The 25,403-nt window shown below is 53.6% G+C and carries 13 protein-coding genes; 2 read left to right on the forward strand and 11 right to left on the reverse strand.

Going from position 1 to position 25,403, the window contains the following annotated elements; translation table 11 throughout:
* Positions 1-89: 89 nt before the first annotated feature.
* The 10 genes from ACMGDE_RS13705 to ACMGDE_RS13750 all read right to left on the reverse strand — a co-directional run bounded on the left by ACMGDE_RS13705 (position 90) and on the right by ACMGDE_RS13750 (position 20,507).
* Positions 90-2,810 carry a carboxypeptidase-like regulatory domain-containing protein gene (locus tag ACMGDE_RS13705; protein WP_436833373.1) on the reverse strand — a complete coding sequence of 907 codons (2,721 nt, stop codon included), beginning with the start codon at positions 2,808-2,810 and terminating at the stop codon, positions 90-92.
* A 63-nt stretch (positions 2,811-2,873) separates the two neighbouring features.
* A complete protein-coding gene (locus ACMGDE_RS13710) occupies positions 2,874-3,881 on the reverse strand; it encodes an ATP-grasp domain-containing protein (RefSeq protein WP_436833374.1) in 1,008 nt (335 codons plus the stop codon).
* A 5-nt stretch (positions 3,882-3,886) separates the two neighbouring features.
* Positions 3,887-5,734: a peptidase MATCAP family protein gene (locus tag ACMGDE_RS13715; protein WP_436833375.1), complete on the reverse strand. Its 1,848-nt coding sequence runs from the start codon at positions 5,732-5,734 to the stop codon at positions 3,887-3,889.
* Complete coding sequence (locus ACMGDE_RS13720; protein WP_436833376.1) at positions 5,724-6,524, reverse strand: N-formylglutamate amidohydrolase; 801 nt, start codon at positions 6,522-6,524, stop codon at positions 5,724-5,726. Before ACMGDE_RS13720 ends, ACMGDE_RS13715 begins: the two co-directional genes overlap by 11 nt.
* A gap of 303 nt (positions 6,525-6,827) precedes the next feature.
* Positions 6,828-8,777, reverse strand: a complete 1,950-nt coding sequence (locus ACMGDE_RS13725) for an OmpA family protein (protein ID WP_436833377.1) — start codon at positions 8,775-8,777, stop codon at positions 6,828-6,830.
* A 79-nt stretch (positions 8,778-8,856) separates the two neighbouring features.
* Complete coding sequence (locus ACMGDE_RS13730) at positions 8,857-9,867, reverse strand: PorP/SprF family type IX secretion system membrane protein (protein WP_436833378.1); 1,011 nt, start codon at positions 9,865-9,867, stop codon at positions 8,857-8,859.
* Between the two features lie 33 nt (positions 9,868-9,900).
* Positions 9,901-17,352 carry a Calx-beta domain-containing protein gene (locus tag ACMGDE_RS13735; RefSeq protein ID WP_436833379.1) on the reverse strand — a complete coding sequence of 2,484 codons (7,452 nt, stop codon included), beginning with the start codon at positions 17,350-17,352 and terminating at the stop codon, positions 9,901-9,903.
* Between the two features lie 620 nt (positions 17,353-17,972).
* Positions 17,973-18,209 (reverse strand): hypothetical protein, encoded by a 237-nt coding sequence (locus tag ACMGDE_RS13740; protein ID WP_436833380.1) that lies wholly within the window; start codon positions 18,207-18,209, stop codon positions 17,973-17,975.
* Between the two features lie 112 nt (positions 18,210-18,321).
* Positions 18,322-19,437 carry an AraC family transcriptional regulator gene (locus ACMGDE_RS13745; RefSeq protein WP_436833381.1) on the reverse strand — a complete coding sequence of 372 codons (1,116 nt, stop codon included), beginning with the start codon at positions 19,435-19,437 and terminating at the stop codon, positions 18,322-18,324.
* Positions 19,437-20,507, reverse strand: a complete 1,071-nt coding sequence (locus ACMGDE_RS13750; protein ID WP_436833382.1) for a helix-turn-helix domain-containing protein — start codon at positions 20,505-20,507, stop codon at positions 19,437-19,439. The genes ACMGDE_RS13745 and ACMGDE_RS13750 overlap by 1 nt, the downstream gene beginning before the upstream one ends.
* A 139-nt stretch (positions 20,508-20,646) precedes the next feature.
* On the opposite strand from ACMGDE_RS13750, the gene ACMGDE_RS13755 reads away from it, so the two are divergent.
* Positions 20,647-20,937: a hypothetical protein gene (locus ACMGDE_RS13755; protein WP_436833383.1), complete on the forward strand. Its 291-nt coding sequence runs from the start codon at positions 20,647-20,649 to the stop codon at positions 20,935-20,937.
* Here ACMGDE_RS13755 and ettA read toward each other — a convergent pair.
* Positions 20,915-22,594 carry an energy-dependent translational throttle protein EttA gene (ettA, locus tag ACMGDE_RS13760; RefSeq protein ID WP_436833384.1) on the reverse strand — a complete coding sequence of 560 codons (1,680 nt, stop codon included), beginning with the start codon at positions 22,592-22,594 and terminating at the stop codon, positions 20,915-20,917. The two genes, ACMGDE_RS13755 and ettA, sit on opposite strands and share 23 nt — an antisense overlap.
* Before the next feature lie 190 nt (positions 22,595-22,784).
* Here ettA and ACMGDE_RS13765 point away from each other — a divergent pair, with 190 nt between their 5' ends.
* Positions 22,785-25,334 (forward strand): ATP-dependent Clp protease ATP-binding subunit, encoded by a 2,550-nt coding sequence (locus tag ACMGDE_RS13765; RefSeq protein ID WP_436833385.1) that lies wholly within the window; start codon positions 22,785-22,787, stop codon positions 25,332-25,334.
* The last annotated feature ends 69 nt before the right edge of the window (positions 25,335-25,403 follow it).

Genomic DNA, 25,403 nt, shown 5'->3' on the forward strand with positions numbered 1-25,403 from the left:
GATTCAGGCGGCTTGCAGACGAGACCTAGGAGACGGAAGCGAAGCGACCCGGATCCAGTCGAGGAGCAACCGCCTGAATCACCTCCCTTTTATTTCACGATATACCGATACACCGCGCGCCCAACATTACCTTGGGCATCCATGCCTTCCACCACCACACGATAACTCCCTTTGCCGTCCGCATTATAATAGTCGATTTGGGCGTTACCGTCTTCGGCAGTCTTCACATCCGGGTTCCAGTAGACCGTTGTACGCATGTCATTGACCGCGCGCCGCTCCGGGGTGTCATACTTGGGTACATAAAACTTGCGCGCTTCGACATACCCCAGCGGCGTCAGGTCCACGACATTGCTCTTGGGCAATAACCGTTCGATCTCACTGAGTGACATGCGGGGTGCTTTTTCAACCTTTTTCGTGTAGATCGCCACCACACCATTATTCTGATAGGTACGGCTCACCGTGCCCAGCTCGTCGCGGAGAAAGATTTCGATCCCCTCCACATCGGTCGGCATCACGCCGCTAAGCGCGGGCACATCTACCGCCATGCCATTGATAAAGAACTGCACGGGAATGCGCCCTCCCGCATTATAGTCACGCGTAATAAAAAAGAGCTGACTTTGCGAATCATACGTGATGCCCGTGAGCGCCGTTTGCAAACACATGAGGAGGTTGTTGCACCCTTTTAGCCGGTCTGCACTGATCTGATGGTCGGCCATGCTCAAGCCCGAAATGGATGGGTAGTCTTTGTGCGAAAAACTCGGTTTAGCCGAGGCCGTTACCTCCACCTCCTCCAATAAAATGGATGTTCGGTATTCATTACGGCTATTATCCAGGTAAGGAGTTATCATATCATCAATGTTCAACACATCATTTGCCCGATAAGCTGTCGTGTCAATATTCGGAAACTGCGTAGGGTCCATGTTGATGACCATATCCCGGTAGTTGTCATTCCCACGTGCGTTAATGGTGACCCGCGCCGAATCGGTAAACACCAGATCCTTGAAAACGAAGCGTCCGGCCGCATCCGTATACGCATCTTGGCGGAAGCTCCTATCAGGGATGGAAAGCAATAGGCCGCCATTGGCCACCGGTTTCCCATTGGTAAGCCGTAAAATACCCGATAGTTCAATGCCCTGTTCAGGGAAAAAAAGTACTTGCGGATACTTATCTGCCAAGACATCGTTGTACGAGAATCTCCGATACCCCTGGGTCAGTAACAACACGTCAAGGGCCTCGCGTTTATGATCATCCGGTTGATTGAAATAATAGTTGGGTTCTTCGATATAGCCCTGTAGGTCGGATGTCAACAATAGATTGCTGAGTATGGTGGTTTCCTTATCTTCATCATAAGGCGCTTTGGTTTCATCCACTACGGCTACCGAGTAGGTGCCTGCGGCAGGTTTTCCGCTGTCATTCACCGCCAACGACAGCTTCACGGGTTGCTTCGCCGTATACGCCTCTTGGTCGCTCTTGACAGCAATTTCCAGTGGTTTTATATTTTCCACAAAAACCAACCGTTCGCTCACGGGTTTACCGGCTGAGGTAAACAAGGTAAGCTGGGCGACACCCGTAGGAAAACGTTCTTTAGGGAGACTGACGGATATCGCCTCATTTCGCAGCGTAGCCTGGGCAGCATAGCAAAGAATGCCATTGGCCTGCGCAATGACGTAAAAGGCCTTACCCTTATTGGCCGCCAAAAACCGGTCGTTCGCAACAATGGCCAGCTGCAGCGCGGTGTCTGACGGAAGGACGGTCACGTTGATGCCCTGATCGACCGGCGGTGGCAACGGGTAGCTGCGAACTTCCCCGTTTTCAAAGGTCAGGTTTGCCGTATAGGTGCTCCCGGCGGCTGGAGTCAACGTAAAATACCCCATCCCTTTATGGAGATCCGCCACGGTTGCCAGCTCCTTGCCGTCTTGGTCAACAATGCCCCCCTTCACCGACAGTCCACGGCCGTCGCTGCCGACCGCCTTGAATGCCACCTTTTTGGGCAGTCCGACGATCAGGTCGCCGCCTTCCGGAAAAAACTGCACATCGGCATCCCATAGCGCCGAGCGGAGCGGGAAGGCACCGATCATCGGCTCCGCACTGCCGCCAGATTCGACGGAAACGTGCAAGTTGCCCTTTTTCAATGCTTCCCTGTCTTTGCCGTTGATGTTGATTACCACATTGCCCATGCCATCGGTTTGCCCTTTGCCTTCATCAATCGGGTCCCATCCAGCCACGGCCGACCAGGTCAGTTTCCGGTTTTGCAATGGCTTGCCTTCCCGGTTTTTAAACTGAATGGTTGCCTGCACCCGGGCGCCCTTGCCTTTGCTCACGTCATTAAATGAAATGCTGTGATGCAGCTGATCGTTCAGCACGTCGCCTATCGAGACGATCTTGTTGAAGAAAAACGCATCGTCAAAATTGACCATCCACTTGGTATAGGCCCTAAACCGATAGTTACCTTGTGTGTACCATTCCTGATCAAGTACCAGGTGCCCTTCTCCTACCCGATCAGTCAGCGGAATACGCATCATCTGCATCAACGAATCTTTGCCGTTCAGCACTTCCACGTACACCACTTTACTGAGGTCGTAGTCATACATATTGCTGGTCAGGTAGGCTTTAAACCAAAGCGTATCACCGACTGCATAATACGGTTTGTCAAAATGCAGGTGCACCTTTTCAATGGGATACGCCTGCAAGAGTTTCTGCGTTTTCTCGACAACCGTGTTGATGCTGAGGGTATCTTGCTGCGCAAATGTGGGTATGGTGTGAAAAGAGATAAAAAGTGAAAAACAGAGTATGTTTATGATGCGGTTCATTCCTTCTTGTTTAGAATCAATCAGCCGCTAAGATATCTTTTTTCGATTGCTTGTGCCAATATATCACTTAATTTTAACATTTCCAGCCACCTTCTGCTCCACCGTCGTGATGACTTCCTCCATAAAATCAACGCGTTGAAACTCGCTGGCGTGGATCAAGCCGCCGGGACTGAATACGTTGATCTCCATTACTTTGTCGCCTACGATATCGAGTCCTACCAGAAACATTCCATCTTGGCGCAACAGCGGACCCACCGCATCTGCAATCGCCTGCATGTCCTTGTTCATGCTGGCGCGTTTGGCTTTCGCGCCCTGATGAATGTTGCTGCGGATCTCGCCCGCTTGTTGTACCCGTTGAATAGCCGCTACTTTTCCCGCTTTCATCAACGGTTCCCCTTCCATCAAAAACAAACGGGTATCGCCCTTTTTTGCAGCCGGCAGGTATTCCTGCGCGATCGCAAAGCCATCCCGGCATATGGCCTCGACAATCTGTTTGCGGTTTTTATCGTCTTTTTTGTCGAGCAGAAATACATTCTTGCCTCCCGATCCCTTCAGCGGCTTGAGGATGATCCGATGGTTTTGCGCACGGTAGAAGGCCTCTACATCGGCCATGTTGCGCGTGATGAGGGTCTGCGGCCGTACCGACTCGGGAAAATATTGCAGGTATAGCTTATTGGATGCTTTGATGAGCCCATTCGGATTATTGAGTACCAACACGCCCTGTTGGGTAGCCAATTGGCCAAATTGCACGCCAGCATCCTGCGCCCAAGGCCGTTTCTCCATGTCCGCTGCCGGATCATTGCGCAGCCACATCACATCCCATTGAGCTGAACTGACCAATTTCTTTTCCGCCTCTACCACCGCGTCCAGCAGGGTGTGCCGCGAACGGTACTCCTTGTCCGGTACCTTGCGGCAGTGTCCGCCTACCCGGCCATCGGATAAATAAACGAGGTCACCTACACCTACATAATAAACGGTGTGTCCGCGTCTATGCGCTTCCAGTGCCAGCGCAGTAGTGGTATACCCTTCGGACTCTTTACGCACTTGATTGACAACAAATGTGATGGTCATATATTTTAATTGATCATGTTAAATACGTTTCCGCCTTTTTTGATATCGTCGATTTTGCTGATATACGGTTCTTCCAGAAACTTTGGCCGTAATGACAGCGGTTTCAATAACCGACGGTGCATCAGTTCTTCGATGATCGGCAGGTAGTCTTGTCTTATTTTGCCCACCAGTAATTTTGAAATATCCTTACCTTGTTTGATATACTCGATCACATTGAGCAACCCCTTAAGGTATACCGCATCTTTGGTCAGTCCGCCGCCCCGGTACACCCGCATGGCGATATGAAATGCGACATCCGGCCTGAACCCATGCTTATCGATCAGGAGATCGAACGTATCGGTAAACGAATTTCCGGCCAGCATGTGGTGCACCACCACCACCCGGGCCGCGAGCGTACGCATACGTTGATTGGTGAGGCCGCCCGTCATGTATTCGCTGAGCACTGCCACCCCCTCCTGAAGTTGCTCATAGCCCGGCACCCCCAAATAAAAGAGCTTGAAGGGTTGCGCCATCCCGTTGTAGTATGTGGCCACGTGCGTGCCCACCTCGTGTTGCAGCAACGAGAAGGCACGTCCTTTGGATATGCGGTACCGGCTGCTGATATTCAGCGTGCCCCGTGATACCATGACACCTTCTACGTCATCCCGCACCCGTACCGCTATGGATACCGCATCGTATTGCTGTTTCAGGTATTGCAGCTCTACTTTAGCTAAATCCGCAAATGCATGTGCATCCAGCATATCCCGTTCTTCCGGCTGATGCTGCGGCTCCACCGCGATCAGGATGGCACGGGCGGTGTCCAATAAATTTTCTTCGATATTGCCGAATAGTTGCTGGCTGCTATACACGAAATTAGGCTTCTCCCGATCGCTCAACATGTTGAGCATACGGTCTATTTCCTGTCGTTTGTCTCGAAACAGGTAACCGATAGTCGGGTCGGCGATGTCTTCAATAGGCAGGTTGTATAGCTTCCTTTTGATCAGCTCTGGGTCGATCGGCATCGGCCGGTAGTGAAACACGGGGTTGCTGCGGTATTTGGCCTTCGCAAAACCCTGCCACGCCTCCTGCGCATTTATGGGGGTCACCAACAGCAGGAAATCAAACTGATTACTGTATTCCGCCAGCTTCTCATCAATTTCCCACACCACGCGATGCAGTTCCGTCGTGCCCAGCATCTCAAAATGCGCCGCGCTGTACGACGTTTTGATCCGTACAAATTCAAAAAAACTCTTCCGCAGCGCTTTTCCGAAGCCCTCCCGCAGTTCGCGCAAAAAAAGCGGATAAGGCTGACCCGTTTGCTGGTTCATGTAGATCGGCTTGAATTCCAGCCCGATGACGATAATTTCGCTTTTCCGTGCCTCTTCCGCATTGAAAAGTTCGCCATAATACGGCGGCGAAGGCAATTTTTTGCCCTTTTCAAACCCCACCTCCAAGCCCTGCATGTGATATAATTGGATGCCCTGCAACTCGGATTGCAGCTTTTCGGCAACGGCCAACGCGCTTTTTTGGCTGATGTGGATGGTAAAAGATGGGGAATCCGCCTGCGACGATAACCAGACTTCCAGCAGCATAAATCCGCCGAACTTATCCGCCATGGCACCGGCTATTGCACGGACAATGGACGTCACCGAACATTCCGTCGTGTCGGGCGCGACCAGGTAAGCAGATTCTGTTTTTCCCAATGTCGACGTAAACGCATCCTCCCCATTCGGCGGCACGCGATAAACCAATAAATAGGGCACCGCCTTATCCATCCGGAGTTCACCCCCACCGGGCAAACTGCTGTGCAATGGCCGGCCCCGCTTTAGTTTGTCGAGTATACTATTGATATACTTTTTGTGCTCAGCGGCCATAGGAATACGTAGATTTGGCAGGTGTGTCGAGCTTATCCAGCAGAAAAGGGATGCATCCGTTCAGCACCGATTGGATATCGCGGAGGTGATTGATGTCAAGTCTGCCGGTCCATTCGTCCATAAACGTCTTTTTAAACTCCAAGGACAACACGCAACCGTATTCGCCATAGTGGCGGTTGATCCATTCCGCAAAGGCTCCGCCTTTAAACACGACATTCTCCCTCACATCAGGAAACCGGCCGAGGATCCGGTGATGGGCAAGAAAGCCCACCATGCAACGGCAAAGCGGCTTCCATTTTTCATGATTATGTACCGTCCCAACATTGATCTCCGGATGCTCGCTTACCTTAGCAGCCTTCGTCGGGTGCTCGCGCCGATGGTTATAGCTGTGAATGTCCAGCACCACAAATGCACCGAACACGGCGATGGTCCGTTGCAGCAACTGTTCCACCGCTGCATAAAACCGATCGTATTCTTCCAGCAGCTGCGTCACCAACAGCTCAGGCAATGGGGGTTGCCACACCGTTAATCCCCAAGCATCTTCCGGTCGCCGGTATACCGCCTGCTCCCGGCGGCGGTTGAGGTCGGTCTGGAACCTCGACGTCTCGACGATAATACGGCTCACGGGCAAGTCGGTCAGCTCCGCGGTATAGGGGTCCTCCTCCCGGAAACGTTCATGTTCCTGCAGGTGCATGTACTCCGACAGGGGTGCAGCAAGCCGATGCCCATCGTGTATAGCCGCAGCGATGATGGGCGTCTGCTCCCGGTGTATCGTGTAGTTCAATTCCATTTGGAATCATAAACACGGCACCGGATGAAATGTTTGCGTGGCACTGGCGGGTTACGTCACTCCTGTTAGATTAGGCCCCTCTGGGATGTTCGGTATGTTTTCGATGATCCGCAAGACACGGCGATATCCAGATACCTTCCATCGGCCGCCTGGAAAATGAGGATTGGATACCATTCCTTGTCCCTTATCCAAATCTCCATCCTTAACCAATGAATGAAAAGTTTACCGCTCAGTGATTCATCTCCGTATCCAAAACGATGTCGGAAAGCGGATGATCAATCATGTCCATTCCATCATGTACCATCAATATTCCAGTACCGTTACCTCCGTGCGCCTGTTGGCCTGGTGCTGCTCGCGCGAGCACGGAACGCCGTTGCCGCAGCCGTTCACCAGCCGCGTCTCCCCGTAGCCCCTGGCCACCATCCGGTCGCGCGCAATGCCCCGGCTTATCAGGTACTCCACCGCCGCCTGCGCCCGCCGCTGCGACAATGCCAGGTTGTAGGCATCGCTGCCCCGGCTGTCCGTATGGCTCGACAGCTCGATCTTCAGGGTCGGGTTGTCGCGCAGCGTACGGACCAGCTCATCCAGCACCGCCGCCGCATCCGGACGGATGTTGTGCTTATCAAAGTCATAGTAAATGTTCTCCAGTTCGAAGGTCCTGCCCACCTCGAAAATGGGCTCCAGCAGCAGGGCCACTTCCAGCGTGTCCGAAACGGTTATACTTTGCGTACTCACCTTGGCCGAATCGGCATGGTACTTCTCCTTCTGTCCCAATACCGCATACTGCTTATCCCTGTCCAGCACGAACTCGAACGTTCCGCTCCCGTCCGTGCGCTTCTTCGCTGCAATCTGCCGCTCCCCGTCGTACAGCGTCACCGAGACGTCCGCCAGCCGACCGCCTGTCTTCCTGTCCGATGCCGTGCCCTGCAGGATGATGATGAGCTCCGGCTTCTCGAAGGTGAACGAGTAGATGTCGTCGCCGCCCCTGCCACCGCTGCGGTTGGACGACAGGTAGCCCGCCATGCCTTCCGGTCCTTCGTAGTTGGTGATATATGCAAAGTCATCCCCCGATGAATTCACCGGATGCCGCAGGTTTACCGGTGCGCTCCATTGATCCTTACTGCCTGCCGACCGGAACACGTCCAGCCCGCCCATGCCCGCAAAGCCGTCGCTCGAATAATACAGCGTGCCGTCAGGGCCGATGTTCGGGAACAGTTCGTCGCCCCCACTGTTGATCATTTCCCCCGCGTTGACCGGGGTACCCCAGCTCCCGTCTGCCTGCTTTTCGCTGTACCAGATGTCCGTGCCCCCCTGCCCCCCGGGCATATCGCTCACGAAGTACAGGATGCTTCCGTCACCGCCCAGCGCAGCATGGCCTACCGAGTATTCTTTGACATTATTGTAGGCAAACGGAGCCAACTGCCAGTCACCGTTTTCCCTTGTATACACGTAAAGCTCCAGGTTATTCGTCCGGTACTTCCGGCTCGCCTCTTTCGTCCGCGCACCGTCCCTGCCCGGGTACGTCCGCGTCACGTAAAGCGTTTCATCTCCGTCACCCGCCGCCACCGGACCGATGTGGTAGGCTGCGTTGTTGATGCCTTCAACGGCCATCACCCCATTGACCAGGGTATTGTCCGGGTTGCGGTCAGCCGTGTACACCCGCAGGAATGAATTGCCCGTCCAGCCGTAACGCCCGGCCCCGTGCATGTAGCCGTCAGGCTCCCCCGCATAGTACACCTTATCCCCCACCGGGAAAACCGAAAACTCCGACAGCGAGGTGTTGACCCCTTCGTTACGCAGCTTATGCACCGTCGGATCGGCCATCCATATCACCGCCGAGTCGCACCCTGCGATCTGAAGCGCTACCCTGTCCGTATCGCCCGTCTTTTCGGCATAGGCCGCCAGCTGCCGCCTGGCCTCCGCATATTTCCCGTTCGCCTTCAGCACTTCTCCGTACCGCAGCAGCGTCTCCGGATCGCTCCCATCCATGCCCGCCACGCGCGCATACCAGTTCTCCGCCGATTCATAGTCCTTCATCTGCCCGTAGCAGTAGGCCAGGCGCTCCAGGTCATCCACGCGCGGCTTTTTTCTGTCCGCCAGTTTTACGTACAGCGCCGCCGCGTCGGCGTATTCGTACCGTGCAAATGCCTGTGCCGCCCGGTCACGCAGACCAAGCTGCTCCTGTGAAGCCGCAACCCCACTCATGCAAAGCAGCGCCGCGAAAATAAAGAGTTGTTGCAACTGATATCTCATGGTAGTCGTCTAATGTCTGATATCTAGTGTCTAATGTCTAGTGTCTGATGTCTAGTGTCTAATGTCTAGTGTCTAATATTTAAAAAAACCTCGGGCTCAATAACCGCTGGGCGCCGCGCCCGAACGTGATCCCCAGCGTCACCTCGTGCGACCCGTTCTGCACGCTGCTCAGCTGGCTCAGGATGTAATCGTACGAGTATCCTATCCGCAGTGCCGGCATTACGTACAGCTGGGTGATCGCCGATACCGAATTGCGCCTGTTCAGCGCATTGCCCGTCACCCGCTCGTAATCCTTCCTGAAAACCGTCACACCCGTGCGCCAGCCGCCGCCGATCCAGAAACGGTCGCCGAACACGAGCATCGCATTCAGGTCAAGGCTCGTCGGACCCTTAAAATCCTCCTTCACCAGCAGGCTCGGACGCAGCCGCGTCCCCTCGCTCAGGTTGACCAACCCACCACCCATGAAATAGATGTGCCGCCTGCGCCGGATATTGTCCGTGGTCGTATTATCCCACCGGAAGATATTGTTGCTCTGGTCGCCCGACAGCAGGTCCATCACCGAGATCCCCGCATACCAGTACGGATTGTAGTAATATACCCCGAAACGGATATCCGGAACGAAATTGTTGATCCGGTTCGGAGGAACCACCGGATCCCCCGCACCTATCGGGTCAAGCAGCGTCCCGTTCAGGCCGTATTGCGTCACCCCGGCCCCCAGGCCGAAGCTCAAGCGCTGCGTGTCCTCCTCGTTCAGCCGCAGCCGGAAGGCGTAATTCAGGTAAAAGGAGGTCGCCGATTGCGGGCCTAGCCGGTCCGCATTCAGCTGCACGCCCAGCCCGTGCCGCTTGTTCGTGGCCCCGTCCAGCAGCCCGTCCACCGACACCAGCGCCGTCTGCGGCGCCCCGTCCAGACCCACCCACTGGCTCCGCATCCCCAGCTGGCCGAACCATTCCTCCTTGTAGCCCACATACGCCGGATTGATGCTCAGCGAATTGAATATGTACTGCGTGAACTGGATGTTCTGCTGGGCACGCGCAGAAAACGGGGCGCCTGCCGCCAGTATCCATGTGATTATCCTTAGGTATTTCATCTGCATCTGATTGATTAGCCCGAATGATTATTGTTACCGTTTCTTCAATACCACCCAGCCCTTTTCCACCTGGCGGCTGCTGCCCTTGTGCAGCGTCAGTATATAATAATACGTGCCTTCATGGATATCCCCTCCCCCCCACGAATTATCATAATTGCTGTGGCGGTACACTTCGCTGCCCCAGCGGTTGAACATCACCAGTTCAGCCCGGTCGAACGCTTCCATGCCCACGATTTCAAACCGGTCGTTCTGGCCGTCCCCGTTCGGCGTGAAGATATTGGTGATCTTCAGCGGATTGGCCGCTACTGTTACCGATACCTGGGCAACATTGCTCCAGTGGCCCTCACTGTCTTTTACGCGGTACGAAAACCGGTCTTCTCCCACATATCCCTTTGCAGGGGTATAGGCGATCGTGCCATTCGTGCCGATGCTTACCATGCCATGCTGCGGCTGGGTCACGATCTCCACGGATGCCGCATCCAGCGGACGGGTGCCCGCCGCGTCGTTGACCAGCACCGGAATCACCAGCACCTTGTTCGAGTACCCGGTTACCCCGTCATCGATTGCCCGCGGCGGATGGACCGGCGATACCGATGCTTCGCTTTCGTTGTTGCCGGCATCGGGGTCGTCCTCGTTACCGCTCACTTCCGCGCGGGTCACGTAGTCGCCCCCGGCATTCACCAGGGCCGTGATCCGAAGCGTCCGGCTTTCACCGTCGGCAAGGCCGCCAACCGTCCAGACGCCTGATTCTTCGTCATAGCTGCCCGCCGGTGTTTCGGCCGACACGAACGCATAACCCGATGGCAGTTTACCCGATACCGTTACGCCGGTTGCATCGTCAGGCCCAGCATTGCTCACCTCGATGGTAAACACCACCCGCTCTCCGGCCATTGGCGTTGCGTTGTCCACCGATACGGTGACCGTCAGGTCCGGGGTACGCTCATCATCGTCCGCAATATTAATCGTTGCGCTGTTTGCCGTGCCTATAATAACGGGGATACCGGAAGAAGTGGCCTCCGAGAGGGTCACAGTCACCGTTTCAGCAGGCTCTGATAAGTCGTCATCCAGGATACTTACCGGCACCTTAATGCTATTATTGCCTGCCTTAATCACCGCCGTGCCGGCAAGGGCGATGTAGTCATCACCCGCGGTGGCCGTGCCGCCTGCCGTATACATTACCGTTACGTCCTCGGATACGGTAATGCCTGCGGACAGGCTGATGGTGAAGCCGCCGTCCGTGCCCGGTTCAGCACCGTCTCCTGTTTTGCTGATGGCAAGTTCCAGGTTCGACGGATCAGCGCTTTCATCATCTGCGATATCCACCGTTGCACTGCCCGTGCCGGTGAAGGTGAAGCTCGTGCTGCTGCCGCCTGCTAGGGTCATCATCACGGTTTCCGTGGCCTCGATCACCTGGTCGTCTGCAACAGTTACCGGAACAGCCACGCTGTTCTGACCTGCCGGAATGGTCACGGCAGCGGTGATCGCGGCGTAATCATCACCTGCTGTGCCGGTTCCGCCGATGGTATAATTCACCGTAATATCCTCGGATACGGTGATGCCTGCGGGCAGGCTGATGGTGAAGCCGCCGTCCGTGCCCGGTTCCGCTGCGTCCGCATTCTTGCTGATAGCAAGCTCCAGGTTCTCCGACGTAGTACTTTCATCATCGGAGATATCCACCGTTGCACTGCCCGTGCCCGTGAAGGTGAAGCTCGTGCTGCTGCCGCCTGCCAGGGTCATGATCACGGTTTCCGTGGCCTCGATCACCTGATCGTCTGCAACGGTTACCGGAACAGCCACGCTGTTCTGACCCGCAGGGATCGTAACAGCACCGGTGATCGCGGCGTAGTCATCACCCGCGGTGCCGGTTCCGCCGATGGTATAATTCACCGTAATATCTTCGGATACGGTGATACCTGCGGGCAGGCTGATGGTGAAGCCGCCGTCCGTGCCCGGTTCCGCTGCGTCCGCATTCCTGCTGACGGTAAGCTTCAGATTCGACGGATCAGCGCTTTCATCATCGGAGATATCTACCGTTGCACTGCCCGTGCCGGTGAAGGTGAAGCTGGTGCTGCTGCCGCCTGCCAGGGTCATGATCACGGTTTCCGTGGCCTCGATCACCTGATCGTCCGCAACGGTTACCGGAACAGCCACGCTGTTCTGACCTGCCGGAATGGTCACGGCGCCGGTGATCGCGGTGTAGTCATCACCTGCTGTGGCGGTTCCGCCGATGGTATAATCTACCGTGATATCTTCGGCAGCTGACACGCCAGTAGGCAGGCTGACGGTAAAGCTGCCGTCCGTGCCCGATTCCGCGCCGTCAGCGCTGTTGCTGATTGCCAGAGACAGGCTGGTTGTGCTTTCATCATCTGCGATGGCTACTATTGCACTGCCTGTGCCGGTGTAGGTGAAACTAGTGCTGCTGCCACCTGCCAGGGTCATGATCACGGTTTCTGTTGCCTCGATCACCTGGTCGTCGCTTACAATCACCGGTACGCTTACGCTGTTTTGCCCTGCCGGAATGGTAATTGCACCAGTGATCGCGGTGTAATCATCATCTGCTGTGGCCGTGCCGCTGATAGTGTAATCTACCGTGATATCTTCGGTGGCTGATAGGCCTGCGGGCAGGCTGACCGTGAAGCCGCCATCCGTGCCCGGTTCCGCGCCGTCTCCTGTTTTGGTGATGGTAAGCTCCAGGTTCTCCGGCGTAGTGCTTTCATCATCTGCGATATCCACCGTTGCACTGCCCGTGCCGGTGAAGGTGAAGCTGGCGCTGCTGCCGCCTGCCAGGGTCATGATCACGGTTTCCGTGGCCTCGATCACCTGATCGTCCGTAACGGTTACCGGAACAGCCACGCTGTTCTGACCCGCAGGGATCGTAATGGCAGCAGTGATCGCGGCGTAGTCATCACCTGCTGTGCCGGTTCCGCCGATGGTATAATTCACCATAATATCTTCGGATACGGTGATACCTGCGGGCAGGCTGATGGTGAAGCCGCCGTCCGTGCCCGGTTCAGCACCGTCTCCTGTTTTGCTGATAGCAAGCTCCAGGTTCTCCGGCGTAGTGCTTTCGTCATCTGCGATGTCGACTGTTGCACTGCCCGCGCCGGTGAAGGTGAAGCCGGTGCTGCTGCCGCCTGCCAGGGTCATGATCACGGTTTCCGTGGCCTCGATCAGCTGGTCGTCTGCGACGATTACCGGAACAGCTACACTGTTCTGCCCTGCCGGAATGGTCACGGCAGCAGTGATCGCGGCGTAGTCATCACCTGCTGTGCCGGTTCCGCCGATGGTATAATTCACCGTAATATCTTCGGATACGGTGATACCTGCGGGCAGGCTGATGGTGAAGCCGCCGTCCGTGCCCGGTTCCGCGCCGTCGGCTGTTTTGCTGATCGTCAGAGACAGGCTGGTTGTACTTTCATCATCTGCGATGTCCACTGTTGCACTGCCCGTGCCCGTGAAGGTGAAGCTGGCGCTGCTGCCGCCTGCCAGGGTCATGATCACGGTTTCCGTGGCCTCGATCACCTGGTCGTCCGTAACGGTTACCGGAACAGCTACACCGTTTTGCCCCGCGGGGATCGTAACAGCACCGGTGATCGCGGCGTAATCATCACCCGCGGTGGCCGTGCCGCTGATGGTATAATTCACCGTAATATCTTCGGATACGGTGATACCTGCGGGCAGGCTGATGGTGAAGCCGCCGTCCGTGCCCGGTTCCGCGCCGTCGGCTGTTTTGCTGATCGTCAGAGACAGGCTGGTTGTACTTTCATCATCTGCGATGTCCGCCGTTGCACTGCCCGTGCCGGTAAAGGTGAAGCTGGCGCTGCTGCCGCCTGCCAGGGTCATGATCACGGTTTCCGTGGCCTCGATCAGCTGGTCGTCTGCGACGATTACCGGAACAGCTACACTGTTCTGCCCTGCCGGAATGGTCACGGCAGCAGTGATCGCGGCGTAGTCATCACCTGCTGTGCCGGTTCCGCCGATGGTATAATTCACCGTAATATCTTCGGATACGGTGATACCTGCGGGCAGGCTGATGGTGAAGCCGCCGTCCGTGCCCGGTTCCGCTGCGTCCGCATTCTTGCTGATGGCAAGCTCCAGGTTCGCCGGCGTAGTCCTTTCATCATCGGCGATGTTTACTGCCGCATTGCCAACAGCGGTGAAGCTGAAGTTGGCAATGCTGCCGCCGGTAAGGGTGGCTATTACCGTTTCTGTTATTTCAAGGATATTATCGTCCGTTACGATGACGGGAATGCTCACACTGTGCTGCCCTGCGGGAAGGATTACGGTGCCCGAAAGCGTGGTATAATCATCGCCGCCGGTGGCTGTACCTGAGATGGTGTAATTCACCGTCATATCCTCCGCTACCGTCACACCTGCGGGCAGGCTGATCACGAAGCTGCCGTCCGTGCCCGGCTCTGCCGCATCGGTGGTTTTTACGATGCTGAGGTCCAGGTTCGCCGGTATATTATCATCGTCTGCGATATCCAGCGTTGCGCTGCTGCCGCCGGTAAAGGCAAAGCTGGCGCTGCTGCCACTAGTTACACCGACAATCACTGTTTCGGTGCTTTCGATCACCTGATCGTCTGTTATCGTCAACGGCAGGTCTACACTGTTATCCCCGGCGGGGATCACCGCTACACCGGAGAGCTGGATATAATCCTGGCTGCCCGTCGCCGTACCGGTGGTGGAATAATTTACCGTGATGTCTTCCGTGGCGGTCAAACCCGTCGGCAGTGCGATATTGAATGCCCCATCGGTAGAAGGTTCTGCCGCGTCGGCGGTTTTGGTCACGTTCAGTACCAGATTTTCCGGTGCATCCTCGTCGTCCGTGAGATCGACCGTCGTGCTGCCGGTACCGGTGAAGGTGAAGCTGGTGCTGCTGCCGCCGTTGAGTGATAGAACCACGGTCTCCGTGCCTTCGATCAGCTGGTCGTCTATTACAGCTACCGGTATCTGCACACTGTTCCGACCTGCTGCAATGATCGCCGCACCCGTGAACCCGGCGTAGTCATCACCTGAGGTGGCCGTACCCGTCACCGTAAAGTTCACGGTAATGGCTTCAGCCGCCGTGATGCCTGCGGGCAAATTGACGGTAACGATGCCGTCTGTGCCCGGTTCCGCGCTGTCGGCGTCTTTGCTGATCGTGAGTACCAGGTTCGTGGGCACGTGATCATCATCTGCGATGTTTACTGTCGCGCTGCCGGTGCCGGTGAAGGTGAAGCTGGCGCTGCTGCCGCCTGCCAGGGTCATGATCACGGTTTCCGTGGCCTCGATCACCTGGTCGTCTGCAACGGTTACCGGAACAGTTATACTGTTTTGCCCTGCCGGAATGGTCACGGCGCCGGTGATCGCGGTGTAGTCATCACCTGCTGTGGCGGTTCCGCCGATGGTATAATTTACCGTGATATCTTCGGCAGCTGACACGCCGGTAGGCAGGTTGACGGTAAAGCTGCCGTCCGTGCCCGATTCCGCGCCGTCAGCGCTGTTGCTGATTGCCAGAGACAGGCTGGTTGTGCTTTCATCATCTGCGATGGCTACTATTGCACTGCCTGTGCCGGTGTAGGTGAAACTAGTGCTGCTGCCACCTGCCAGGGTCATGATCACGGTTTCTGTTGCCTCGATCACCTGGTCGTCGCTTACAATCACCGGTACGCTTACGCTGTTTTGCCCTGCCGGAATGGTAATTGCACCAGTGATCGCGGTGTAATCATCATCTGCTGTGGCCGTGCCGCTGATAGTGTAATCTACCGTGATATCTTCCGAGGATGATATGCCGGTGGGCAGACTGATGCTGAAGGCACCGTTGGTAACTGGCTCGGCCGCATCTCCATCATTCGTAACGGTGAGTACCATGTTAGCCGGATCAGCGCTTTCATCGTCTGCAATATTCAGCGGCACGGCATTAGCAGCGGCATTAGCAGTGTAGGTAAAGCTGTTACCGTCAGTACCACCTGTAAGGTTCATTACCATGGTTTCAGTGCCTTCAATAATCTTGTCGTCATGCACGTTAACCCGCATTGCTATACTGTTCTGGTAGGCCGGCAGTGTTATGGTGAAAAGCGAATAGTCCGTGTTGCGTGTTGCTCCTCCGGTCATATTATAGCTGAGCGTCAGATTAGCTGCGGAAGTGTAACCCGCAGGCAATGATACGGTATAGCTGCCACCCGAAGACGGTTCTGCCGCATCTGTATTTTTGACTACCGACAATACCCGGTTGGCAGCCACTACTGCATCATTGTCCGCTATGCTGACAGTGATACCATTATTGGCGGGATCCGGCGGGAAAATGAATGCATTGCCCCCTCCATCGGTCGCGCTGCCCGAGAGCAGCGTAAAGGTCATTGTTTCTGTAGGCTCTATCACCTGGTCGTCCAGCACGTCAGGGTTAACAGTGACGCTATTTGTATTAGCCGGTATGATAATGGTTCCTATGCCCCCGTAATCTATGCCGGACATTGCCGTGCCGGATACACGATATCCTACCGTTACCGGCCATGCAGAGGTGGCAACGCCGGCAAGCTTAACCGTAAACCTTGCTCCGGTACCCGGCTCTGCACCATTACTGCCGGTAAGCACCTGCAAGGGTGTGCTGCTGGCGGCATTGGCATCAACAATATTCACGGTGCCGCTGTTGGCGGAAGGATCAATTGTAAACGGATAACTGGCCGAAGCGGCAGCGGTTAACGTCATCTGCACGCTTTCAGGCCCTTCAATAATTCCATCGTTCCCTGCATCAACGTCTATAAAAACTTCATTCGCACCAGCCGGTATCACAATATTGCCACCGCTCAATCCGAGTATATTATAGTCTGGACCATTTGCTGTAGTACCCGAAAGATTGAAGCTGACCACCACATCGTCAGAACTGGTAACCCCTGGAGGCAAAGATATCCGGTATTGCCCGTTAGTGCCGCCTTCTATTGCATCAGATACTTTTGTGAGCAATACGATGTTGCTGTTGGCGGTAAAATCATTGTCGCCGATATTCACAGTAGCGCTGCTGCTCGCGCTTGCGATTGTATAGGTGTAGTTGGCCGACGTGGCCGCAGATAAGTTGAACACAACTGTTTCATTGGGTTCTACCACACCGTTGTCAATAACGGTAACCGGCACTGCGATACCATTTGTTCCCGCGGCTATTGTAATTGTGCCGGTCAACGCGACATAATCGGTGCCCGGCGTGGCGGTACCACTTATGCTGTAGCTTATCGCAATGTTCTCTTCGGCCAATTCGCCAGCAGGAAGGCTGATGAGAAAGCCACCGTTGGTAAAAGGTTCCTGTGCATCCGCCGCTTTGGTGACACCCAGCTCGCGTTCAGCAGACGAGAACTCATCAACGATGCTTGGTATGCCGCCGGTTAGGCTATCTAGCCCCCAGTGGCCATTTAAGTCGCTCCAATTCCCGCCGCTTACCCAGTAGTAGTCTGCAGCCTGGAGCTGAATACTAGTAACAAGGACGAGAAATGCAAATAAAATTCTTTTCATAAACAATTAAGTAGCTATCAGCGATATGTAATAAGACTACGCAGGAGAACGAATAAGCAGATAAAAAGTCCATTGGTAGATAGAAAATTTTCTACACGACATCGACGAAAGTCAATTTTGTTAAATCCAGGCAGGATCGCGCATTATACAGATCACCTTAAGATCATCAAATAACTCGAGCAATTGAGATGAGCGGTCTTTAATCCAGCCTTGGTTGCAAACCTATAAATACGCAAGATGCATGCGCCCGCATAAGTGGCAGATGTAAAATCCATAGATGGCAGATGTCATGTTAATTGTTCGTATCGGTAGCTTTATTAAGTCATCACCTTTACCGGCTTCCAACGCTTTACATCACATCCGTCTTCCCCAAGGGTTCGGTTTAAGTGGCTTTCTAATTGCAATGATAACAATATTCTTTCTTTAAATTCGAAAATTTTTCTAAAAAAAGCAACACGGTTACATGTTTAAAGACTCGCTTCAGCACGATGCCCATCGTGTATGACCACAGCAATGATGTGGCTTTGCTCCCGGTGTAAATGTTTTTCTTGTAAAGACCATGCAGGGTAATGTACCGACCGGCCTTGAAGAGCGGTAGGCACCTTGGACTTGGTCAGGGCTCAACACTTGATCACGGTGTCTTGGAATTCCCGTATCCGGATTACTCCGGTAAATCCGGCCTTGAAATATTCACCCACTTTATACAGAATGTCATTGATCAGCTCCTCTTTGTTGCTCCCAAAAGCAACCAAACCGAAATTACTTTCGATAGCGACCTTCCCCTCTTCGTAAGCATCTAAGACGACAAAAATCAATTCCGGATCAGATTTGGGTTCATATATGTGGCTGCTTGTCATCCCTAAAACGTTTGGTTAAACATCATTTGCAAATTACCCGATAACCCGCCACAAAAACGCCCCAAATGGTTGGGATGTTCGCCAATCCAATTAATTGATACCTGGGAAACAATCAGGCCGTCACCAAAGCGCTACGGTATTCCGTTGGCGTGCATCCATGAAATTGCTTAAAATACCGATTGAAAGAACCCTTTGCCGCAAAACCGCTACTCAAAAAAATATCGGAAATAGTCTTATCCGGATGGCTGTGCATCAATGCTACGGCATGCTTGATCCGATACGCGTTGATACAGGTATTGAAATGCTGACCGATGCGCCGTGAAAACACTTGGGATAGGTGATGTTTGGGAATTTTCAACTGCTTGGCCAGGCTTTCCAGCGACAGGTCGTGATCTAAATAACCCTCGCCCTCGGTCAGCCACCGTCTTAATGCCGATTCGTATTCCTGTAGCATCGCAGGAGACACTGCCGATTTTTGGTATTGCGTCAAGGATAAAGGCGCTACCTTTTTTTTCCCAACAGCAGGGGGCGGTATCGTCCCCAACAAATCCGTCGCCCTCCTGTTCACTGAGGCGGTCTGCACCAGCCGCTTTACCATGTAAGAAAATAAGATGAGCCCGGCGCCCAGCCTGATTAGGGACACCACAATTTCGACGAAAAGCCGCATTACCTGTCCCGAAAGCACCCCCGCATACATAAAGACCAAAAACACTACTGCTACAAAACAAACCAATATACCCATCATCGAAATCATCCGGCACGCCTCATCCTGCCTTTTTCCATCTCCCGCAGGTGCAAAAAACAAGATCAGTATAGCATATAGGCCATTGGATAACGCCAGCAAAAAAGAAGACACCATTCCGAACAACTGCTGATAACGTTCAAACCCGGCGGGAAAAACCAACAAAAGGAAATAGCATATCGTAAATACCAAGAAAGGCAGCAGATGAAACGGCACAAGCCGGGGGTGTACCTGCCTGTTGTAGGCGACACGGTGCATAAAATACAAAAAAGGTCCATACAGCAACCCATAAGGCGCATAGTATCCTAACTGTAAGCGATCAGCAAAATAGGTGTGCACGATCCAGATGTGGACCGAATGCAGTGTCAGATTGCATAATAACCCCCGCACATAGCGGTCCACTTGTGTAGTTAGCCGGGCTGTTATGCTGATGTACAGCGACAGGATAGACACGCATACCGTTACTATCAAGATCGATAACGCCATTATGATTGCTGATAGATTTCTCGGCGATACCCCGACCTGTATTGGGAGGGGGTCATTCCGGTATAGGCTTTAAAATATTTGTTGAACGATGTTTTCGAATTGAAGCCGCATTCGTATGACAGCGAATCCAGTGTCATCGTATCACTCAACTCCAACATCCGTTTGATGGCATACCGTATACGTGCCGCGGCGATGAACTGATAAAATGATTGGTGGTAATGCTCTTGGAATACATGCGTAAGCTGGTGCCGGGGTATGTCTGTCTGCTGTGCCAGCATATCCAACGAAACCGAAGGGTTCAAAAATAACCGGGTACGATCCAGCTCTTTTTCCAAGGTCTCCGCCAGCTGCTCCCTAAGCGCAAGCGGCATCACCTCCCTGGGTGCCGGCGCATCTTCCGACACCGCTGACCGAAGCCGTCGATTTGCCCACAGGTAACGCAGCATCAGCGCCAGTCCTATCACGATGAATATGAATGTCATGGGCCGTATGGCAAAATCGGTTTTATAGCCGGGCATATCCAGCTCGTAGCAAACCACAGAAATAAGTATCGCAAAGGCGTAGCCAAAGATCGTCAATTGTCGAATCAGGATGTCTGTAATCGTGAAAAGTCCGTTATAGCCAGTATAAAGGCTGACTGTAAGCGTAGAATACACCAGCAATGATACGATACTGACGCCATAGATCCATTGCGAATACCATACCCACCATTGTACTTCGGCCGGGTGCAGCAAGGTGATGGTAAAAATCCCCAAATGAATCATGGGAAATATGGCGTGTGCCAGCTTTGCGAGCGCGGACACCGATTTTCCCGGACGGTAATAGGCGTAGGCAAACATATAAAGCATCACGGGAGCCATGAGCGAAAAAGGGGCCGGAAGCTCGAATTGCTGATTGCTTGAAAACATCAGCCACATCAACTTATAGACGGCATGCAGGCTTATGGTATATATCCCCACAAGCAGGTATCCACTGGGCCGGTTGCGGGCAGCAAAAAAGGCAATCTGCAAAAATCCGCTGGCCACCCAACCGTATAACAGTATAACATAAGCAAACAGGCGTTCGTCCATTGCAACAGTCTAAGGTTGATCATCTGATTTCAACGAAATCAACAAACAGCATGCTATTCGACCGACAAATATCGTAATTTTTCATGATTATTATTTACGCATTAGCCGTTGCTCTTTTTTTATCATTTACCTTTGGGGCATGGATATCGATACATTCAAATCAACACTTCATGACTCGGCTCCTCCCCTTGGGCTCACGGTACAGCTTGAAGCCCTATGGTACGATGCCAAGGGCGACTGGAATAAAGCGCATGATTTGATCAATGACTTGGAAGATCGGCAGTCGGCTCACGTACACGCCTACCTGCACCGCAAGGAAGGCGATCTATGGAACGCCGATTACTGGTATCGCCGGGCGGGACAGCAGCGGCCCGCCACGACGCTTGAAGAAGAATGGGAAGAACTGGTCAGGATAATTTCTTATACTTGATGCGTTTAGGACCCGTGTCTCCCAACCGCTTCTTCCGGTTTTCCTCGTATTCGCTATAGTTGCCCTCAAAGAAATACACCTGGGAGTCGCCTTCAAATGCGAGGATATGCGTACAGATACGATCCAGAAACCAGCGGTCGTGTGAGATCACGACGGCACAGCCACCGAAATTTTCCAACCCCTCTTCCAGCGCCCGCAAGGTATTCACATCGATGTCGTTGGTCGGCTCGTCGAGCAGGAGTACGTTGGCTCCTTTTTTCAGGGTGATGGACAGGTGCACGCGGTTGCGTTCGCCGCCGGACAGTATTCCCACCTTTTTCTGCTGATCCCCGCCGTTGAAATTGAATTTCGAAACATATGCACGGGAATTGACCAGGCGGTTGCCCAGTTGGATGTTTTCATTCCCGCCGGTGATGTTTTCCCACACGGTCTTACCGGGGTCGAGGTCGTCATGCAGCTGATCTACATAACCCAATGCTACCGTTTCGCCTACGCGGAAGGTGCCGCTGTCGGGCTGTTCCTGCCCGGTGATGAGCCTGAACAGGGTGGTCTTGCCGGCGCCATTGGGACCGATGATGCCTACGATGCCCGCCGGGGGCAGGGAAAAACTCAGGTTTTCGAAAAGGATCTTATCCCCGTACGCCTTGCTCACCTGCTGTGCTTCGATGACCACATTGCCCAGCCGCGGACCCGGGGGGATGAAGAGTTCCAGTTTCGCTTCACGTTCCTGGGTTTCCTCGGATGCTAGTTTCTCATAATTGTGGAGGCGGGCTTTGGATTTGGCGTGCCGTGCCTTCGGTGCCATGCGCACCCAATCCAATTCGCGCTCCAGGGTCTTTTGCCGTTTGCTTTCGGTTTTTTCTTCCTGCGCCAGCCGCTTGGCTTTCTGGTCGAGCCAAGAGGAGTAATTGCCTTTCCAGGGAATACCCTCCCCACGGTCGAGTTCCAGTATCCAGCCGGCTACATTATCGAGAAAATAGCGGTCGTGCGTCACGGCGATGACCGTGCCTTTGTATTGCTGGAGGTGTTGTTCGAGCCAATCGATGGATTCGGCATCTAAGTGGTTGGTCGGTTCGTCAAGCAGCAGCACATCGGGTTCCTGCAGCAACAGCCGACACAATGCCACCCGGCGGCGCTCCCCGCCTGACAAGGTGTCTACCGTCCTGTCGGGATCCGGACAACGCAGGGCATCCATGGCCCGTTCGAGTTTGCTGTCGATTTCCCAAGCGCCCATCGCATCGATCTGATCCTGCAGCTCGCCTTGCCGGGCCAGCAACCGATCCATCTCGTCGGCGTTCTCATAGACTTCCGGCAACCCGAATTTTTCGTTGATTTCTTCATATTCCCGCAGGATCGCCGACACGGCCGCTACGCCCTCTTCCACCACTTGCCTAACGGTCTTCGTGGGGTCCAATTCGGGCTCCTGTGCCAAATAACCGACGGTATAACCCGGCGAAAAGACGACCTCGCCCTGGAAGGATTTGTCCAGGCCGGCAATGATTTTCAACAGCGACGACTTGCCCGAACCGTTGAGACCGATCACGCCTATCTTGGCTCCGTAGAAAAACGAGAGGTAGATGTTTTTCAGTACTTGTTTTTGAGGCGGGTAGATTTTGCTCACCCCCGCCATGGAAAAAATGATCTTTTCGTCTGCCATGCACTGGATTTTAGAAGGACGCAAATATAGTCACAATGGTGTAATAATACTTTTATGGAAACTGACAAAATGTTATATTTGTGTCAATGGCTTAATTGTTGATAAAAGTTACATAAATCATTAAGGGCACACGCGATAATTTTTATACATTTATCGCATCCTTAGCATACAAAAAGAAAGGTAAACATTCATGGAAGCAAAATTTTCGCCGCGCGTAAAGGATGTGATTTCATACAGCAGGGAAGAAGCCATCAGGTTGAAACATGATTATATAGGCACCGAGCATTTGCTATTGGGGCTTATTCGTGAAGGAGACGGCATGGCCATCAAGATATTGAAACATGCAGGGATCGACACCACCGAACTACGCAAATCCATCGAAGATGCTGTCAAAGGCTCCTCGATGTCCCGCGCCCCTATTGGCAATATGCCGCTGACGAAGCAAGCAGAAAAAGTACTGAAAATCACCTACCTTGAAGCCAAAATCTTCAAAAGCGATGTCATCGGTACCGAGCATCTGCTGCTGTCTATCCTGCGCGATGAAGACAATATCGCCTCGCAGATCTTACAGCAATACGATATCAATTACGATGTCTTTAAAGCCGATGTGGAGCAGCATAAAGCGGGCATCACCGATCAGGCCGCTGGCTCTACCGCTGGCGACGATGATTTTAAAGAAGATGATCACTTCAACCAGCCTAAGAAGGTATCCGACATCAAATCCAAGACCCCGGTACTGGACAATTTCGGACGTGACCTGACCAGGGCGGCCGAAGAAGGCCGTCTGGACCCCATCGTGGGCCGCGAAAAGGAAATCGAACGCGTTTCGCAGATCCTATCACGCCGTAAGAAAAACAACCCGATCCTGATCGGCGAACCCGGTGTAGGCAAGTCTGCCATCGCAGAAGGGTTGGCCCTGCGCATCATCCAACGGAAGGTATCGCGGGTGTTATTCAACAAACGGGTGGTCACGCTTGATCTGGCATCTTTGGTGGCAGGCACGAAGTACCGCGGCCAATTTGAAGAGCGCATGAAAGCGGTGATGAACGAATTGGAAAAATCACCGGATGTCATCCTCTTCATCGATGAAATCCATACCATCGTAGGTGCGGGTGGTGCATCGGGTTCGTTGGATGCCTCCAACATGTTCAAACCGGCATTGGCCCGTGGCGAAATCCAATGCATCGGCGCGACCACGCTTGATGAGTACCGCCAGTACATTGAAAAAGACGGTGCGCTTGATCGCCGGTTCCAAAAAGTGATGATTGAGCCGGCTACGCATGACGAGACGGTAGAAATACTCAATCGCATCAAAGAGAAATACGAGGAACACCACAACGTCAATTACACGCCCGAAGCGATCGAAGCGTGCGTCACGCTGACCACACGCTACATCACCGACCGTTTCCTGCCCGACAAAGCGATCGATGCATTAGACGAATCCGGATCACGGGTGCACCTCACCAATATTCATGTGCCGCAGAGCATCATTGATATCGAGCAGAAAATCGAGGAGATCAAGGTCGAGAAAAACAAAGTAGTGCGCAGCCAGAAATACGAAGAGGCCGCCAAGCTACGCGACACCGAGAAAAAACTGCTCGAAGAGCTTGAAACGGAAAAAACCGCATGGGAAGCAGAGACCAAGACCAAACGGTACACCGTGACGGAGGATAATGTAGCCGAAGTCGTGTCGATGATGACCGGTATTCCGGTACAGCGCGTCGGGCAGTCCGATAGCCAGAAGCTATTGGGCATGGCCGAATCCATGAAGGGTCGCATCATCGGACAGGACGAAGCGGTGCAAAAGCTGGTCAAGGCTATCCAACGCACACGTGCCGGGTTGAAAGACCCTAAAAAGCCGATCGGGTCCTTTATTTTCCTGGGACCTACCGGTGTGGGTAAGACCGAGTTGGCGAAAGAATTGGCCCGCTTCATGTTCGACAGCGAAGATTCGCTCATCCAGATCGACATGAGTGAGTATATGGAAAAATTTGCCATCTCCCGCTTGGTCGGTGCGCCTCCAGGATATGTGGGCTATGAAGAAGGCGGGCAATTGACCGAAAAAGTACGCCGTAAGCCGTATTCGGTCGTGCTGCTTGACGAAATCGAGAAAGCACATCCCGATGTGTTCAACCTGCTGTTGCAGGTATTGGATGAGGGACAGCTGACCGATAGTCTCGGTCGCCGGGTAGATTTCCGGAATACGATCCTCATCATGACATCCAATATCGGTGCCCGTCAGTTGAAAGATTTCGGCCAGGGCGTGGGCTTTACCACGGCTGCAAAAACCGAGCAGGCCGAGTCACATTCCCGCGGGGTCATCGAAAACGCCTTGAAACGCGCGTTTGCGCCCGAATTCCTCAACCGGATCGATGATGTGATTGTATTCAACTCCCTCGATAAGGAGCATATCTTCAAGATCATTGACATCGAGTTGAAGTCGCTCTTCGTCCGCATCGAAGCCCTGGGCTATCAGATCAAGCTTACGGATGAAGCCAAGGAATTTATTGCCGAAAAGGGCTTTGACAGCAACTTCGGTGCACGTCCGCTCAAACGGGCCATCCAGAAATATCTTGAAGACCCCATTGCCGAAGAGATCCTCAAAGGCGAGGTGTCCGAAGGCAGTATCCTGGAAGTCGGCTACGATAAGGACAAAAGTGAAATCGTAGTCAATGTAGCCGCAGGCAACGATGCACCATCGAAGCCATCGGATGTAGCCAAAGAAAAAAAAGATGACTAGGCTTCATTGACGGTTCAATATTCAGCATAAGCCCGCGACAACATCGCGGGCTTTTTTTTACCAAACTTT

This window comes from Parapedobacter brassicae, from assembly GCF_051400755.1.
Lineage (GTDB): Bacteria > Bacteroidota > Bacteroidia > Sphingobacteriales > Sphingobacteriaceae > Parapedobacter.